The organism is Nocardia gamkensis NBRC 108242 (assembly GCF_001612985.1).
Taxonomy (GTDB): Bacteria; Actinomycetota; Actinomycetes; order Mycobacteriales; family Mycobacteriaceae; genus Nocardia; species Nocardia gamkensis.
The window spans coordinates 11,976-30,407 of the sequence record NZ_BDBM01000018.1; the positions used below are offsets into that span (position 1 = coordinate 11,976).

General features: G+C 70.3%; 7 protein-coding genes. All 7 read right to left on the reverse strand.

All coding sequences use genetic code 11. The annotated features are described in order from the left end of the window. Positions 1–12: 12 nt before the first annotated feature. The gene (locus NG1_RS16570; RefSeq protein WP_062971817.1) at positions 13–789 is read right to left on the reverse strand and encodes an ESX secretion-associated protein EspG; all 777 of its coding nucleotides are present in this window, start codon (positions 787–789) and stop codon (positions 13–15) included. Continuing rightward, positions 786–2,636, reverse strand: coding sequence for a hypothetical protein (locus tag NG1_RS16575; RefSeq protein WP_062971819.1), 1,851 nt, complete (start codon positions 2,634–2,636; stop codon positions 786–788). Before NG1_RS16575 ends, NG1_RS16570 begins: the two co-directional genes overlap by 4 nt. A gap of 470 nt (positions 2,637–3,106) precedes the next feature. Next, positions 3,107–4,717: a hypothetical protein gene (locus NG1_RS16580; protein WP_245659932.1), complete on the reverse strand. Its 1,611-nt coding sequence runs from the start codon at positions 4,715–4,717 to the stop codon at positions 3,107–3,109. A 98-nt stretch (positions 4,718–4,815) separates the two neighbouring features. Then, a complete protein-coding gene (locus NG1_RS16585; protein WP_062971823.1) occupies positions 4,816–5,259 on the reverse strand; it encodes a TY-Chap domain-containing protein in 444 nt (147 codons plus the stop codon). Further along, positions 5,256–5,747, reverse strand: a complete 492-nt coding sequence (locus NG1_RS16590) for a DUF6301 family protein (protein WP_062971824.1) — start codon at positions 5,745–5,747, stop codon at positions 5,256–5,258. Before NG1_RS16590 ends, NG1_RS16585 begins: the two co-directional genes overlap by 4 nt. A gap of 29 nt (positions 5,748–5,776) precedes the next feature. Further along, entirely contained in the window at positions 5,777–6,061 is a 285-nt protein-coding gene (locus NG1_RS16595; RefSeq protein WP_040864907.1) for a hypothetical protein, read from the reverse strand. A gap of 48 nt (positions 6,062–6,109) precedes the next feature. Beyond that, complete coding sequence (locus NG1_RS16600) at positions 6,110–18,430, reverse strand: WXG100-like domain-containing protein (RefSeq protein WP_062971826.1); 12,321 nt, start codon at positions 18,428–18,430, stop codon at positions 6,110–6,112. Between the last annotated feature and the right edge of the window lie 2 nt (positions 18,431–18,432).

Genomic DNA, 18,432 nt, shown 5'->3' on the forward strand with positions numbered 1-18,432 from the left:
AACACCCTCCGATCACAATCGTTCGTCTTTGATGGATTGGACGACCTCGGCGATCCGCGTGTTGATCAGGCCGGCCAGCCGCCGGACGTCCGCCGCCGCCACCGTCGGCGGCCTGCTCGGCACGATGACGTACCGCCCGTCATCGACGAGATCGCGCCAGGCCAAATGCGTTCGAGTGATACCGCGGGGGCCGAATCGCGAATATCCCTGCTCGACAACGATGGTGCCCGCCGTGGCGACCGGCGCCCGCTCGAAGGACTCCCTCCGGCTCGCCGCGCGATCTTCGACGTCGTTGACGAGGGAACGGCCGTAGAAATGGTCCAGACCGTCGCCCTCGGGCTCGGCCAGATCGAAGGCAGCCCGCTGACCTGCGTCGGCCTTCGGCAAAGCGGCGGCAATGACGTCACCGAGCGCCAGCACGTCGTGTTCGACCACCGTGAATCCCTCGGTTCGGCGCTCCGTGCGATTCGGCTTCTGGGTCACCAGGAAGGCGCGTTCTCCCCTGCGTCCGGCGAGCATGCGGATCGCGCCCATCGGATTCCGCGCCGCATCGCCGTCGACGCCGCGGACCACCAGCCGAATGTCCGGCACCGCGAGCACCGACATCAAATCCTCCAGCTCACGGCCCCACCGTGTTCGAATCCGCTGCCACGCCTCGCTCTTGTGCCTGCGCGCGTCGTCGTAGTACGTCGTGCCACTGACGTACACGAACGGATCCGGCAGGCTCTCGTTCACGGCGTTCCACGCCGCGACGAATTCCAGACCGGAGAACTCCCAGGTGTCGATCATTGCTCGACAACCGGTTTCGCCACCACGGGCGCATCACCCAGCGCCTCTTCCAGATGCTCGGTGGAATCCAGATAGTCGGCGCGCTTGTGTTCCTTCTGCTGTCCGCCCTGTGCGGCGCCGGGACCGCCCATCGGCATTCCGCCCATCGGGCTTCCCGCCATGCCCTGCCCCGCCGCGAGACCCGCGCGCGCGCCGGTGGCCGCTGTCACGGCGTTGGTCTGTGCCCGCGGGAACAACTTCGACGCCTTGTCCAGATTCTGGCCTGCATTGGACTTCGCCGCGCCGAGGCCGCCGGCCGAACCGCCGGGCCCACCACCGCCCTTCGCCAGCGCCGACTCGAGTTTCTTCGCCGCGTCCGACATATTCGGCATACCCGGCAGTCCGGCCAGCGCAGCCTGCTGCGCGGCTTGCTGCGCAGCCTGCTGCGCGGCGCCGGCCACCTGCTGGCCGAGCTGCTGCGCCTGTTGCGCGAGTTGCTGCGCGGCCTGCTGTGCCTGTTGCGCGAGTTGCTGCGCCGCTTGCTGGGCAGCTTGCTGGGCGGCCTGCTGTTGTTGTTGCTGCTGTTGCTCGGCAGCTCGGCGCTGGGCGTCCAGCTGCGCTTGCCGCTGCGCGGCTTCCAATGCCTTGCGCTGTTGCTCGCTCTGCTGCTGTGCGCTCTGCATCGCGGCCAGCTGCGCGGCGCTGGTACCGGGGCCAGGCCCGGGCCCGGCGGCGGTGCCGGGCCCCGGACCGCCCGGACCGGGTACCTGAGCGGTCGTCGGCGGAATGGGATCCGGCAGTACCGCGATGACTTGGTCGGTGGCCTCGACACCCGGAACGTATACCTCTTGCATCGCCCTGACGTAATTCCGTACGGCAGCCTCTTCTTTCCGCTGCCGATACGCGTCGTCGGTCTCGCCGGAGTTTCGGGTCGGCGGATAGTCGTCGCCCTGCTGGAGGCGCACTCCGGTGGTGTACAACCATTCCGACACGTATTCGAGGCTGTCCCCGATGAGCTTCATGTTTGTATTCAGCTGATCGGTGCCGGTGCCGTACGCGGTGATCGCTCGACGCGCTCGATCGGCACCGCCGTTGTTGTTCGGACTCGTCCAGCTCGATCGACTTGTCGTCATCTGATTCGAGAGGATGTCGAACGTTTCCTTCAGTTCTCCCGCCAGCCACCGCCAATCCGACGCGGCTTGCGCGACTTTGATCGGCATGGACGGACTACCGCCGGTGATCGAGGTGATGATCGTCTGATACTGGGAATAGACGAAATTCTCCGGATCGTCCGCACGCACCCCGCGGGGTTCGAATTTCACCTCGCCCGGCTCCGCCAAGCTGGTCGGCAATCCGTGATTCTCTTCCGGCCGCCGGTTACCGACCTCGTTCCAATCCGGATGCGCATAGGTATTTCCGCTGCCGTCACCCGCGGTGGTCAATCCCGCGGGACCCGGCCGGTCCGCGAGGTTCTCGGTGATTCCTTTGTGCTCACTTACCCGTCGTTCCAGCGTGGCGAAATCGACCCTGCTGTCCTCTTCGGTGCCCCGGTAGTGCCTGGCCGCCGCGAACAAAGTATCGGTCAGGTCGTCGAGGACGGTGATGTGGTCGTCCAGAATGCTCCCGAGTTCTCGTCCTTTCTCGGAGAAACGAGAAGCGAGCGCCTCCGCCGAGAGCAGCAAGGCGGCGAACGGCGGCAGCGAATCGATCTTCGACAGCTCCTTCTTGACCGACGCGACGCGAACGCGAACCCCGTTCGCCGCGTTGATCAAACCTTCCAGCGCACCGGGCCGCAGCTCCAAGGTGCCGTTCCCGGCCTCGGTGGACAGGACGCTCCACGGATTCGATGGATTCGACTCTTCAGACATGCCACACCCCTTCCGGCTCGATGATGCGGAAGCACCTTCCCCCTGTTTCCAACGTTGGGAAGTACTGGAGATGAGCGGTGACGGCGCGGGCGGATACGATGCCGAGGTCCGATCCCGGAGACAGAGGCTCCGACCCGCACAACTGCATACACCCCCGACGTGGGCGACGGCTATGCGCGCGCCACGGCGCGGTTTCCTGTCCGCCCCCGCGCACGGGATGATGCTGCTGCGCCCGGCAACTCATACGCTGACGACCCTCCTCATCGCTGGCGTGCCGCGACCGGCGGTGCGCCACACGTCAATATGGCAGCCGGTTCTTACGGCACACCAAATATCGGTTTACGACGCACCAACGATTCTATGGTCAGTCGGGTTGTCTCCGCATGTACAGACCCGAATCCCGGTGGGCCCGCACGCGCTGCCCGCCGCGTCTGACCAGCCGGTTTACTCCGAAGATGAATTCTTGTGGCTCAGCGCTTTTCGTCGTGTGGCCAGGGCGCGCCCACCGGACCGTGCCGGTCCTGGAACCTCCGCTCGAAACCGGCGAGGTACATCGACGGCGCCACCGAGGACGAAGACCGTTCCAGCACGCCGTCATCGGCGATGTAGTAGATCGCCCGGCCGATCGCGATCTCCCCTGGTTCCACCGGGACGTACACCATCCAGCCGACGCCGATCCGATCGGCGCGCAAGTCCTCCAGCGGATAGTCCGCGGTGTCGGCTCCGCTGTTCCGGATGAACCGCGCTACCGAGGCGATCGCCTCCTCCTGCGCCATCGGCCCCGGCGCGGTCATCGTCACCCCGGCCATGGTGAGCTGGAAGAAAGCGCCGTCGACATCGAATTCGCCGTCGTCACCGAAGACACCGGTGAGAATGTCCCGCGTGACGACGCCCCGCTCGGCCGCCGACACGAGGTCGCCGACGGCGGCGCGCCGCCGCGCGTCAACGTCGTCGCCGATCAGGTCGGCGACGATGTCCACGACGGTCTCCGAGGTCCACACGCCCGGCACCGCTTCGGCGAACCGGCCCGGCCCCGGCGACTCACCGCGGTACCAGCGGCCGTTCTCCCACCAGTAGCAGAACGACAGCAGACCGCTGGCGCAGCGGTGGTTCAACACCTGGCCCGCCACCCACTCCGGTGCGCCCGCATACAGATCGGGCAAGCGGGCGCCGTCGTTGTAGGCCGCCGCCAGTTCCGGCGCGTTCCACACCCCGCCCGAGAGCACCGCCCGTCCACCGGGCAGCGCGTACAGCGAACAGCCGCTGCGCTTGGCGCCCTCGAACCAGCCAACCGAGGGCAGTAGGCGTGGGCCCCATTGGGATTCGGCCGCGACGAACGCCGCGGCGAGCACCGCCCACCGGGCGGCCATGAGCGGGAACGGAGGCAACTCGTCCTCGCACGGCACGGCGTGCACGCCCGCCTCCCGATCCGCCCGCGCCCGCGCCGCCGCCACCTGCGGGGGCCGTGACTGGCGGTCGCCGTGCCCCAGATAGGCGCCGAGCCAGACCGGCAGCGAATTCCGTGGGAACGCTGCCAGATCCGCGAGGTAGACCTCCGGCGGGAACAGCTGATCGTCCGGGAACGGCTCGTCGCCGTAGTCGTAGTCGACCTCCATCCGGCCCGCGCTGGTCAGCGTGAAGAGCAAACGCCACCATGGGCCGTCACCGAGCCCGGCCGCCAGCTGCCGATGCTCCCGGACCAGCGCCACGATCCCGGGTTCCGGGGTCACGCGCACGGCGCGCTCCTGGTCGTCGAAGTAGACGGCCAGCGCCACCTCCGCGGCCACGGTCAGCGTGAACACCGCGTCCACCCGCTGCCACCCCGGCGGGCCGCCCGCACCCAGCTCGCGGGCTACCTGGTGCATGAGCGCCTTGGCTCGTTCGGCGACATCCTCGACCGGAGCCGCCGCGGACAAGGTGAAACCGACATCGGGCTCCCGCGCTTCGGACGCGGTGTCCTCGGCTGCCGCTTCGGCCGAATCCGCCGCTTCGGCGGACGGCGTCACGTGTGTCTCGGCCTCGCCGTGCTCCGGGGCATCGGCGGGTTCGTCGCCGGATGCCTGACCGCCTGGGTTGGTCACGTCGCGGAAATCCCCTCGTCCACCGCATCGGAGCCGGCGCACACGCCGCGATGCCTGCTTCGTTCGTCGTTCATCCTGGCACCGCGCCGGTGCGCGGGTCAGGGCTCCTGCCGCAGGCCGAGCAGCGGCAGGTCCAGCTCTCGATTTTCCCAACGTTCATTCCACGCGACATAGGCCAAGGCGGTGGGGGCGCCGATACCGAACCCGTCGCGCAACCCGGTGACGACCATGCCGGCCAGCCGCCGGTATCCGGCCGTGGAACTGGGCCAGGGCAGCTCGGTCCACCAGTTGACATGGCTCGCATCGCGTTCCCGCCAACCCGACTCGGCGATCAGCGCGCGTCCCGAAGCGCCCGCGCGCGAGGCGGGATCGAGCCATTCGTCGTCGACCAATTCGGCCGAGAGGGCGTCATCGAGCTGGAGGAATTGGGCGTAGCGCCGCCGCGGACCGGTGCCGGACTCGACCAGCTTGACGATGGAACCGGCACGCAGCGCGGCGAGTTCCTCGGCCAGACCCGCGGCGAAGCCTTCCCACCCCGTCAACTCTGCTCCTGCTGGTCCAGTTCGACGGACTGATCGTGCAGAGCGAGCCAGGAGTTGTCCGTCAGGGACAGCTCGACCGAGCGACCCAGATCCGCCGCCACCAGCGTTGTGTCCGGACCAGCCCAGCGGATCTCGGCGGTGGCGCCGGGCACCCGGGTGGTCGGTTCACCGAGCGCGCCGGTCAGCGCCTCGACCATCGTGACGAACGCGTCCCTCGACAGCGCCCGCCCCTGCGCGTCGTTCGGGGCGAAATCGGTGACGCGCAACTCGATGTCGACGATGCGGCCGTCACGACCATGGATCTTCCCGCTGGCCATTCCGAATCCGGCATCCAGCATCGCCCGGTCCGGATGGACGGTCAGCACTTTCCAGCCGAACGACTCCGCCAGCCGCGGAACCGCGTCCATCGGCTGGGAGCCGTCGAGCGACCGCAGGCCGGTGGCCAGGTCGACGATCTCGTTGTCGGTCAACGCGCGCCATTCGGTCATGGGCTCACCTTAGGTCGTGACATCGACGATCACCGGGCCGACCGGCGACGGTCGAGCTCTTCGATCTTGCGGGCCAGCGCCTCCTTGCGCTCGCGGGCGTTGGAGCCGTCGAGCTGGCCGGCGAAGGCCGCGCGGGCGGCGTCGACCAGCGCGTCCGGCACGTCGGGATACGCCCGGGCGATCGTCCACAGGGCGTCCTCGGTCTTCATGTCGAGGCCGGTCTCCGTGCGGATGCCGCCGCCGGTGAGCACCGAGCGGAGCATCTCGTCGAAGTTCTCCCGCAGTTCGTCATCGGTCGGATGGTCGATACGCACCCTGCCTCCTCACGTCGATGGTTACCTTGTCGCGTCGCCGGCTCGCGGTCATCCGGCGAAGATCGCGGTGCGGCGCACGGGGTCGGCGAGCACGGCGCGGATCAGCGCGCCGATGTCCATCTCCTCCGGCACCGAGCGATAGATCAGCTCGCAGAAGACGACACCGCCGACGACCACCGCGAACCGGGTGGTCCGCCACCCGACCGCGCCCCACTCGACGTCGACCGGCCCGTCCAGATCCACCGCGCGATCGCCGACGCGCAGGCCGAGGCCGTCATCTCGATAGAACACCACCGAGACCCCGTCGAGTTCACCGTAGACGCCGCTGTGCGTTCCCGCCTCGGACGGGTTGGCGCGCAGCGCGCCGGTGACCGGGTCGAACTCGGCGGGCACTCCGAAGCCCGCGAACGGGCGGACGAAGAGACCGCGATCCGGGCGACGATGCCCGTTGCCGTGCCGGCCGCGGGTGTTCGTCGGGCGGCTGCCGTTCGTCGGAGGCGGCATCGGCATGCCGGGCGGGGGCATGGGCATGCCCGGCGGGACCGCGCCGTCGGGATAGCCGGGGGCGTCCGGGGGGCCGAGTGGCGCCGAGGGATACGGCGGTCCGGACGGTCCTGCATACGGCATCGACGGGTACGAGGGCGGAGTCGACGGGTACGGGGGCAGCGGTACCGGAGGCGGGGGGTAGGGGGGCGGCTGGCCAGGTGTCGGCGAACCGGGTGGGTACGAGAGCGTGGGCGGCTCCGTTGGGTGCGTCGTCGGGACCGGCGAGGTCGGCGGGACCGGCGTTGTCGGCGGGACCGGCGTTGTCGGCGGGACCGTGGGTGGATCTGGCGGTACCGGTGGATGCGGTGGTGTCGGCGGGACCGCCGGTGTCGGCGGCACCGGTGGTACCGGCGCGGCAGGAGGCGTGGACGGCTCCGTCGGCGTAGGCGGCTCCGTCGGCGGACCTGGCGGTACCGGTGGATGCGGCGGAACCGGCGGAACCGGTGGGACCGGCGGTTCGAGAGGCGTGGGCGAAACCGGAGGCGTCGGCTGTTGCGGTGGATCCGGAGGTGTCGGCGGCTGCGGCGGAGGCGCAACGGGAGGCTGCGGCGGCGACGGGGGTTGGGGTGGGTTCGGCGGCTTCGGGGGTTCCGGCCGCGGCATCGGGACGGGCCACGGTTCCACCTCGTTCAGGAACGGGCCGGGCATCTCGAACTCGTAGTCCCTCGGCGGATGCGGAATGTGCGAGCGCAGCGCCCAGTTCGGCGGCATCCGCCGGGAACGTGCCCGATCCGGAGCCGACGGCCCCTCGGGCGGCTCGGAATCACCGTCGCGGTTCGAGCGTGCACCGCCCGACGACTCCTCGTCACCATCGCGATGCGCGCGAGCACCGCTGTTCGACGAATCCTCACCACCGCCCCGCGCCGGACGAGAAGCGCCCCCATTCGTCTCCCCGCCACCGCGAGCCGCCCGCGAACCGGACTCCCCCGCCTGCGGAGAACGATGCGTGGAGCGTTCCCGATCACCCTCCCGCACAGCGGCTTCAGCCCGGCCGAGCTCATCCTCGGCATCGAACACACGCCGAGCCGCCCGCTCGAGACCCGCAACCCGCTCCTGCCACGGCCCCTGCTCATCCACCCGCATCGAGCGACCACGCAGACCATCGAGCGCATCATCCAACGCATCCCGCGTCAGATCCTCATCGTTGACCGGCAGACCACGCCGAGCCTCGGCAAGATCGGCCCGCGCATCCACCAGGGCTCGCGCCGCCACGTCCCGTTGCGCGGACAGACGCGCCACCTCGGCACGTGTAGGGCTCTCAGCCGCACCATCTTCCGTGGGCGGAACAGCTTCGCCGTCGCGACCGATCAGTGCTGTCCTGGTCACCTGATCGGCCTGTTCGAGAGCGTCGTCCGACCGCGCGACCTCATCCTCGGCGTCGAACACACGCCGGGCCGCGCGCTCCAGCTGCGCGACCCGCCGCTGCCACGGACCCTGCTCATCCACCCGCATCGTGCGACCACGCAGGCCGTCGAGCGCATCATTCAACGCCTCCCGCGTCAGATCCTCATCGTTGACCGGCAGACCACGGCGAGCCTGCGCGAGATCGGCTCGCGCGTCCGCCAACTCGCGCTCCGCCGCATCCCGTTGGGCGGACAGGTGCTCCAGGTCGGCACGGGCGGCTCGCTGGACGAGGTCGCCGAGGGCGGCGATGTCGTCGGCGCGCTGGACCACCTCGGCGCGCAGTTCGGCCTGCACCTGGGCGAGCTGGGCGGGAGTCAGTCGCTCGTTCTGGTCGAGTTTGCCGTCGCGGTAGACCTCGTAGACCTCGGCCCACCGCTCGGGGCCCGCGTCGGTCAGGTCGACGCCGACCAGGCGCGCGAAGTCCCGGCTTGCGCCGCGGTCGGGGCCGGGCGGAAGGTCGGTGCTGCCGTCCAGCATGCCGAGGCGGCCGGGAGCCTCGGTGAGATGGGCGACGTCGCCGATGACGTCGAGCAGATGCCGGACGGCCTTGTCGTGCACCGGGAACTCGACATCCGACACGCGGGGATCGATCGCCTGATCGCCGTGGGCGCGCGGGTCGAACACATCCACGGCGGCGAGCGCGTCGGCGTAGTCGGTGAGCGCGTCGACCAAGTCCGGGTGCAGATTCGGCCGCTGCGATAGATTGGCGATCACCTCGCCCAGCTGCGCGATGCCGGTGATCCGTATGGTTCCCGGCAAGGCGTCGATGCGGCGGACCAGCCGATCGTTCGCGGCATCGATCGCGCCCCGGTCCATGCCGCGCAACAGCTTCGCGTACTTGACCAGCGCCTCGGCCCGCTGCTGGCGCAAGGCGTTACGGATATCCGGGTCCGCGACCGTCTCGGCGAGGCGCGGCGGTGTCATCTCGGCGGTGTCCAGGCCGAGCCGGTGTGCCAGCAGATTCCGCGCGTCGCCGACCTGGTGGTAGGTGTCGATGTCCCAGGCGGTGCGCGCGTAGTCGATGATCGCCTCGATCTGGCCTGCGCGAATCGCGTTCTCGTCGTGCAGCACCGCGAGCCGTTCGGCGAGCAGGCCGGGCGAAGCCAGCTCCGCCGCGGTGATGCCGAGGCGCTCGGCCAGTTCGTCGATGCCGACGCGGATCTCTGCCCGCGACAACGATTCCGGCGCCTCATCGACGGCGGGGCGAGCGTCGGGTTCCATCGGAGCGTCCGGCACGACGCGCCAACCGTCGCCGTCGTTCACCACGGTCACGTCCAGCCCGCGTCCCTCGACCTCGCCCGCGAAGTGACGCACCCCCGTCGCCCCGCCGTCGGCGATCACGATCCGTTCCTGCCCCGCCTGCACATCGGTGACCAGGTAGTGGATCTCGACGATGCCCTCGTTGACGGCTTCGGCGAGCCGTGGGTGCGCCGCGAGCGCGTCGGCGATCACCCGATCGTGGTCGAGTCTGCCGTCCATCACCACCAACCGCATCGGCCCGCCGGGCTCGCCGGGCACCAAGCCGAGCCCGGTGCCGTCCTCGAGCAGCGCGCCGCCCCGCGCGAGCACCCACTCCCGCCCGGCCATATCACCGATCACGCCGGTGAGTTCGTCCGCCGCGGCGTCGGCCCGCAGGAACTCCTCGGCGTCGGCGAGGAGATCGGTCAGGCCGCGGGCGTGCTCGCGGATGCGGTCCATCTCCTCGGCGAGCGCGTTCGCCAGCTGATTCGCGTCGAGCGCGTGCAGATCGGTGCCCAGCAGCTGCGCCCACACGGAGCGCTCGTCGTTGATCTGGTCGCGGCGCAGCGCGTTCTCGAAGAACGTGCGCAGACCCTGGTCCTGGCCCGGCTGGTCGGTGTCGTAGAGGTCGCCCCACTCGCGGCTCGGCTCGCCGCCGTTGTTGACGCCCTTCCAGTCCAGCAGGGTGGGATCGCCGCCGAAGGCGCGCACGACCTCACCCAGGAACCGGTTCATCGGGTTGGCGTCGAAGAAGCCGACCTCGTCGCTGTAGGGGATCCGCCCGTCTTCGGCGTTGTATCGGCGGGACGCCTCGGCGAGACCGGTGAGCGCGCCGATCCGGCGGATCTGCTGATACCGCAGCAGATCGATGGCTCGGCGGACGTTCTCGGCGGTCGGTGCCCCGAGGTCGACGCCGAGGGCGTCGGCCGCGGCGGCGAGGGCGTCGGCCAGTTCCTGCCGCCGGACCGACGCCTCGGACAGCTCGTGCAGCCAGTCCGCGAGTTCACCGGCCCCGGCGGGCAGCTCCTCGCCGGACCGCTCGGACGGGTGCGGCATGGTGTCGGGCGCCTCGCCGTCGGGCGGCTCCGGCCTGGAATCCGGCGCCGCGATCGCGCGGGCGTCCTCGGCCTGCCGCTTCAGCTCGTCGAGTTCCACCCCCAGTTCCCGGCGCACCAGCTCCGGATCGGCCTCCTCCAGCCAGTACCGGTACTCCTCGCCGTCGCGGGTGAGCGGTGTGCCGTACTCGCCCGCCCGGTTGTCGACCCGGGAGGTGAGGCGCTTCAGCAGCGGAACGAGTTCGCGCTTGCGCCACATGGTGACGGCTTCCTTCATGATGCGGACCGGGCTGAACTTGGTCTGCATCACCTCGTATTCGTCACCCGGCGCGGGTGTCGGATCGTAGTGCTTGGTCAGCGGCAGCCCCGCTTCGTGGGCGAGCAGCGACTGGCCCGCGCTGTCGATGCCGGAGCCGGACGGGTACTTGGGGTTCTGACCGCGGAATCCGGTGTTCAATGCCTCCCACAGGCGGCGCAGGCGTGACTTCGGTCGCGCCGGTTCCCGTGGTGCGGGCACGGTCGTGTCGGCCGGCGCGGGGGCGTCGAGACGTTCGGGTACCTCGACCCGCCATCCGTCGTTCTCGTCCGCGACCAGACGCGCGGGCACCCGCTCGCCATCGACTTCGAGGGTGTAGCGGCGGGTCGCGCCCGGTTCGGCACCGGTCTGCCCACGCGCCGCTCGGACGGCGTCGGCGAGGTCCGCGATGGCTTCCGCCTCGTGGCGCACCGCGGCCCGGGCGTCTGACACCGTCCCCTCCGGATCGCGCTCCAGATCCGCGGGATCGATGCGGAGCCGCCGCGCCCAGGTGTCGCGGGCCGCGGTCACCTGCGCGCGCAGATCGGGGTCGCGAACGGCGCGGGCCCGCTCGGTCGCCGTGGCCATCGCCTCGACCGCACCGGCGCGCAACAGATTTCGGTACCGGAAATCGGCGATGGTCGCGCCGAGGTTCTCCGGCGACAGGTCGGTCTCGTCGAGTCCGAAGCGGCGCGCCAGCCGGTCGCGAGTCTGCTCGATCGGTTCGGCGCGCGGGGCTCGAGATTCGGGGCCGGTAGGCGCCTCGCCGTCGGGGGCCGCCCCCTCGGGCACACGCTCCGTCAGTTGTGCATCGCGTTCGGAGCCCGCGTCTTTCGCGTGTGCCTCGGCTGCCTGCGCGAGCGCGTCATCCAGGCGGGCCACTTCCGCTTCGGCGTCGAATACGCGCCGGGCGGCGTGCTCGAGCCCGGTAAGCCGGTCCTGCCATGGCTGCTGCTCTTCGACCCGCATCGTGCGCGAGCGCAGTCTCTCCATCGCATCGTCCAAGGCACCCTGCGTCAGATCATCGTCGTCTACCGGCAGATCCCGCCGGGCCTCCGCGAGAGCAGCCCGCGCATCGGCCAACTCACGTGCCGCCGCATCTCGCTGAGCGGACAAACGCTCCGCGTCGGCATCGAACCGGTGCCCGGCTGCCCGATCGGCCTGACGCACCACGTCTTCGGCGTGGGCGAGCTCGTCCTGGGCATCGAACACGCGCCTGGCCGCGCGCTCGAGTTGTGTGAGCCGGTCCTGCCAGGCGCCCTGTTCATCCAGCCGCATCGACCGCGAACGCAGGTCTGCGAGGGCATCGTCCAACGCGCCCGGCGTCAGATCCTCGTCGTTCAACGGCAGACCACGCCGAGCCTCCGCGAGATCGGCTTGTGCGTCCGCCAACTCCCGGGCCGCCGTATCCCTCTGCGCAGTCGCGCGTTTCAGGTCGGTAGGAGCGGGTGGAACGGACACGGGGCTCGCCGGTGCGGCAGGCAGTTGATGTGGTCGTGGTTCCTCGACCGGCAGGCCAGCACGGCGCAGGTCGGCCCGCACTTCGCGCAGTCCGTCGTCGTCTGCCTCGGACAGCCAGAACTGTTCGTCGCCGTAGCGTTCGTCGCTGGTGAGCGGCTCGAAATCGTCCGGGAAGCGCATACGGGGGCCGTCGGCATCGTCGAGGAAGCCACGGGCTCCGGCGAGTTCGGCGAGTTCGGCCAAGGCCGCGAGCGGATCGCGCAGGTCGGTGAAGGTCTCGTCGAGGCCAAGGGCCTCGGCCAGTCGGCGGACGTGCTCGGCCTCGGCGTCGGTGAGCGGGTCGGCATCGCGTTGGCTGGGCCAATCACGCTGTTCCCGGAAGAACTCGACCACATCGCGTACCGGGTTGCCCGTGCGGCGGGGGCCGTCCGGCCCATTGTCCTCGAACAGGACGTCCCCGTCGCGGCCGAGCGAGTCGTCGTGGTCGTCGGCAGTCCGCGGTGGTTGCGCCGCTTCGTCGTTCACAGCATCGTCGCGTCGCAACGGCGCGACCTCGCGATCGCCCGGCTTCGGCCCGCCGCGCGACTCGTCGGGTGACGACGCGGCACGCGGCGGACCGTTGGGGGACTTGTCCGCACCCGGGCCATCGTCCGGAAGATCCACGTGGTCCGGCTCGAGCGAGAGGGGCGCGTCACCGGTCTCCGGCGGCTCGGCGGCCGAGCGGGTCAGCAGATCGTGCAGTGCACGGGCGGGGGCGCTCACCGAGTCGGCGTCGGCGTCGCCGCGCAGCACCCGGTCCGCGAACGCCTCGGGCAGCGCCTCCTCCGGCCGCAGGGTGCCTTCACGGTCGAAGCTGTGGCCGCTGAGCTGGTGCAGCCAGTCCCCGAACGCGAGGTCCGGGTCGCGAGTGTCGTCGTCCAGGTAGCGCTCGTACAGATATTCCTCGGCGCGATGGCGCGCGCTCTGCTGACCGGCGTAGTCGAGCGCGTGCCCGTATTCGTGCGCGACGACGGCACGCACGGGACGGCGCAGCACTTCCGGGGAGAACCGCCCGTTGTCGACACCGAGCCGCATCCGATCGCGGAACGTCTGCGCGCTGCTCGCGTGGTCGTAGCTGAGGACGATCGATTCGGTGAACATGCGGCCGGAAGAGTCCAGCCGCGGCTGCGCCATGCCGATCACCTCGGGCGGCAGACCGCCGATACCGATGCTGCGCAGGTCCACGGCCGGGAATCGATCGAACAGATCGACCATGGCCCTGGCGTATTCGCGCACCACCTCGGGATTGAGACCGGACAGGTCGAACCCGAAGACCTCGAAGTCGGGACGGTCCATCGCCTCACGCAGGTGCTCTTGCAGCCGCTCGCCGACCTCCTCCGGACTCAGGTGCGACCATTCGTCCTCGCCCGATACACCGAGCAACTCCGCGTCGCGGGCGTCCTCCGCGTCGCTGTCGCCATCCCGCGCAACGGCTGATTCGTCGGGGTCGGGTGGCGCTTCGGCGGTGTGGCGCGGCGGTTCGGCGGCAGCACGCGCCGGGGCGGCGGCGTCATTTACCGGGGTGTCCGCCGCACGAACCGAGGTACCGGCCGACGGCGCCTGGCCCGGTATCCGCACCAGCGCGGGCGATGCGATGCCGCCGATGACATCGATCCGCACCAGCTCGCCGTCTCGGGTGAGATCGAATCGGCGAGAGGTGATGTCGCCGTTCTTCGTGGCGTGCACGAGGTGGTATTCGACCCCCAGCGTCCCGTCCCGATGAGCTCGGAGCAGTTGCTCACGCGCCCGCAGCAGCGCCCGCCCCTTCGCGCCGTCCGGATCGACACCGCGCGCTGCCATCTCCTCGGGCGTCTCGGTCAGGATCCGCCGCAGGTTCTTGTCGATCGCCGCCGTGCGGCGCAGATACTCCGGTGAACCCTGTTGCGCTTCGGCGACTTTGGAACCGTTGAGGGTCGCACCGACGCCCTTGGCCTCGATCACCAGCAGCTTCGGCGGCTCACCGTTCACGCCGGGGACCAGCACCGCGATGTCGACGGTATCGGCGCCATCGATGGCGCCCTCGAACGGGGTAAGCAGCACCGCGCCCGGCCACTTGTCCCCATCCAGCCCGAATGCCCGGCCACCCAGTTCGCCGAGCGTCTTCGACGCCTTGTTCAGCAACGGACCCAGCCGGTCGAACTCCGCCGCGTTGCGCGCCATCTCGCCGAGACGATCCAGCTTGGCTAGCTTCTCGTCGTCGGAGAGGTCGGACTCGAGGATCTCGGCCTCGAGATGCGCCACCCGCTTGCGGAGCTTCTCCTCGGCCAGGTCGCTGATCTTCTCGATCCCGAACTCCGCCATATGACCCTTGACCATGTCATTGGCCGTGTCACGTTGCGACTGCAATGTCGCACGCTCGGTGACCGTCTTCGCGATCTGGCGGGCGATCACGTCATCGACCACCGTGTATCGCTGAGCGGGGCCGGGATCGGCCATGAACCGGTAGGGCCGCTTCGTCAGATGATCGGGGAGGTATTCCTTGGTCGGCTCGTCGTGCAGCCGGAAGGTGTCGTCGCGGTAGGTGCCGGGATCGTCGTCCTCGTGATGCCACGTGCCGTCCGGGTCGCGGTAGGAGTCGGGGCGATCACCGAATTTGTGCAGCAGTCCATCGGCGTCGCGGTACATACCCGCCGGAACATCCTCGTCGGCGCCGTTTTCCAACCGATGCTCGGCCTCGTCGGATTCACCGAGGAAGTCGGGGGTCTCGTCGAGCGTCCGGTCGCGCGAGGGCTGCGCCGCGTCGTCGCCCTCCGGACCGTCGCGGTCCAGCGGTGCCACCTTCCGATCGCCCGGCTCCGGCGCCTCGTCGTCCGCGTGGTGCGGCGGGGTCGCCGGATCGGATGGTCGATTCGCCTCGTCCGGTGCATCCCGATCGCGGTCGCCCGGCGGAATCCGCGCCGGTTCCGGCGGGTTCGAATCATCGCCCGGCGGAATCCGCGCCGGGTCGGGAAGGTTCGAATCATCACGGGTGCGTGCCGGATCCGGTTCCGGAGCGGGGTCGGACGGTGATCGCGGCGGTATCGGCGCATCGTCCGCGGGCCGTCCACCGGCGACCCGCCACCAGGTATCGGCGTTCTTGCGGAACTCGCGGGCATGCCATTCCGCCTGCGCCGCCCTGATCCGCAACGACCGTTTCGACACTCCCTCCGGCAGATCCGCGTCATCGATGCGGTCCACCAGGTCGCGCAGCTGCCGCGCCTGCTCGGCTGCCCGCCGGGAGTGCATATCGGCCATCTCGGCCCGCATCCGCGCCCGGAACTGCTTCGGCGTCTCGTCGTCGCGCCGACCGGCGATCTCACCGTCGGGCCGGTAGATCGGGCGATCGTCGGTCGGACGCACACGCGGGTCGGATCCGGTGGGCGGCACCACCTTTCCCTGACCGTCGAACAGCATGGCCGAGACCGCGCGGAGATCCATCGGCACGTCCGGCGGGAATCCCCTGCGGCTGTCGGCTCCCGGATCGGACACGTCGATGTGGAATTCGCCGGTGTCCGGGTGCATGCGCACGGCCAGGGTGTAGGCATGGGCGCCGACCCCGTGCTCGTCGACCGGGCCGGTGTATTCGTCCACCACGAGGGCGCGCGGAACCCTGCCTTCGGCGATATCGCGCGGGTCCATTCCCCTTGCCATCCGCAGCAGTTCGTCGGCGATGGCCTGGTGGCGAGGGTGGTCCGGTCCGCTGTCCGGGTAGTCCCACAGGCGGCCGCCCGCGGCATCCTGAATGTCGCGCAGCGACATGCCGCGCGGGCCGACCGGCTCCTCCGGCGGCCGGATGGTATCGCTCCCGGTGGCCTGCCGGATCTCCTCGAGCGAGAGCCGAGCGCACTCCCCGCGGTTCCCCGGCTCCTGTTGTGCGGCATCGGACTCCGGATCGTTCCGTGACGTTTCATCCGAGTCCCTGCGCGCCGGGTCATCGGTGTCGGAACCCGGACGGCGCGCCGGCCTGGACTCGCCGGAGTCCCTACGGGCCGGACGATCGGTGTCCGGACCCGGGTGACGCGCCGGCCTGGTCTCACCCGTGTCACCCGCGAGCGGCAGCACGACCGGTTCGGCGGTGTCGCGGCGGTCGCCGTCGGATTCCGGCTTGTCGCGGGAGCGCGACGTCTCGCCCTCCGGTCGGTCCGCACTCGCTTGGCGCGTCTCGCCCGCCGGGCGCGCGGCACCGTCCTGGCGCGAGGCAGAGTCCTGGCGCGTCTCGCCGACCTGGCGGGTCGCACCGGCCTCGCGCCTGGATTCGGCTCGCGGCGCCTCGGAGTCGGTCTTGCCCGCTCGCACCGCGGGCTCGTCGCGGACGGGAGCGGACGAGCGATCCGCGACACCGGCTCGTCCCCGGTCGGCGGCGGCCCTGCTGTCCGGCGTGGCGTTCTGAGGACGCGGATCCGCGGACGCCGCGGACCGTGCATCGCTCGATCCCGTCGAAGCGGGCGACGCGTGCGTGGCGCCGGGTGCCACACCGGTGGACGGTGGCGCACCCGTGGTCGACCCAGCCGGCGGAGTGGCCGCCGGACCGGTCAGCGGTGCGCCCGCGACCGGCGTGACGTTCGCCTGCGGAGTATCGGACACCGGCCGCGTCTCAGGATTCTGTACGCCGTCGAGGGTGCCGCGCTGCGTACCCGCGGCATCGCCCGCCACCCTGTCCTGTTGGCCCGCCGAGATATTCGGCTCTTCGGACCGGTCGACACCGGCCCCGCGGTCTTGCCGTCCTTCATCGGCGAGACCCGCACCGGTCTCGGACGCCGACCGTTCGCCCGACGTGGACCGTTCACCGGAGGAGGACTGCTCACCCGGCGACTGCTCACCAGACGCGGACCGCTCCCCCGACGTAGACCGTTCACCCGAGGAGGACTGCTCCCCCGACGCGGATTGTTCCCCTGACGCGGATTGTTCACCCGACGACGCCCGCTCACCGGAGGCGCCCTGCTCACCGGACGCCCCCTGCTCACCGGCCGACCGCTCCGGAGTGCTCGACTCACCGTTCCGCCCGGTCTCGCTACCGTCCTGCCGTGTCCCGTCGGAAGCAGCACTCGAAACCTGGTCTCCCCTGGCAGTACCGCTGTCACCGGCGCCGGAGCGCGCAGTGTCGGAGCTTCCCGAGCCAGTGCTGCCGTTCGCGGCGGCGGGCATCCCAGCGCGCGGGGCGCCCGCACCGTTCGATGCCCCGGAAGTGTTCGACGCACCCGCGAGGTTCTGCGTCCCCGCGCCGGGCGTCGGCCCGCTGCCGTCGCCCGCACCAGGCGTCGCAGCCCCATCAGGCCGGTACCCCACCCGCGGCCCGCTCGCGTCGGCGAACAGATTGTCCAGGCGCGTCCCCAGGTCGGGACGGCTCATCGTGGTCGGCATCAGCTTGTTCCACATGCGCGCGGACCCGACCTTGGCCACGCTGGTCATCGCGCCGTTGGACGCGCCCGCGGTGAACATCCGCCAATCGACCGGCGTGTTCCCCAGGTTCTGCAGCGCCCGGTCCCATCCGTCCGTCACCGCGTCGAAGCCGAACTGCGTCGCGGTCGCGCCCACGAAACCCGCTCCCGCGCCGGCCAATCCCGCCGTCGTCCCGGTGATCGCGCCGTGCAGGAACGGATTGAAACCCGGGCCGAACCGCCGGGTCAGCGCATGGCCGAGCTTCTCGCCGAGCGGTCCCGCCGCGGCGCCACCCGCCGCCGAGCTGACGGCGGTCACGACGACCTGCTCGACGTTGATGTTCTTGCGGTGGCCCTGCTCCACCTGGTAGGCCTGCACCCCCAGTTCCTGCATGGTGCCGAGGATCGTGTCGATCGCGACGTGCCTGAGGATGAAGCTCACGAACCGGTTCGCGACGATCCGACCGACCCGCTGGATCACCGCCTGCACCAACCGCTGGCCGATGATGCGGACCGCGATCCGGGTCGCCGCGATCGCCGCCGCGTCCACCGCGGGCTTGAACGGGCCGGAGAAGAACGACGCGGCCAGTTCGGCCGCCAGCAGCGCCAGCGACGACCAGTACATCAGCTTGCCGTACTCGATCTCCGTGCCGACGTCGTAGGCGGAGTCGCCGATCTCCTTGAAGTAATCGGCCAGCTTCGACAGCGTCTGGTCGTCCTGCGGGTTTCCACCGCCGAAGGTCAGGAAGCTGTCGAAGGCTTTGACCATCTCCGTGTAGCCGTCGCCCGAGGGATATGCGGTCATCGACGCGCTCTTGGCCGCCTCGATATCGGGGATGACCGACCGCAATTCGCTCGCGGCGGTGCGCCAGTCCCCGCCCAAGGCCCACATCTGGTCCTCGTTGCCCTCGGGCCACTCCATGCCGACGATCGGCTCGAGGTATTTCAGTACGGCGGGCAGCTCGATGGCCATCG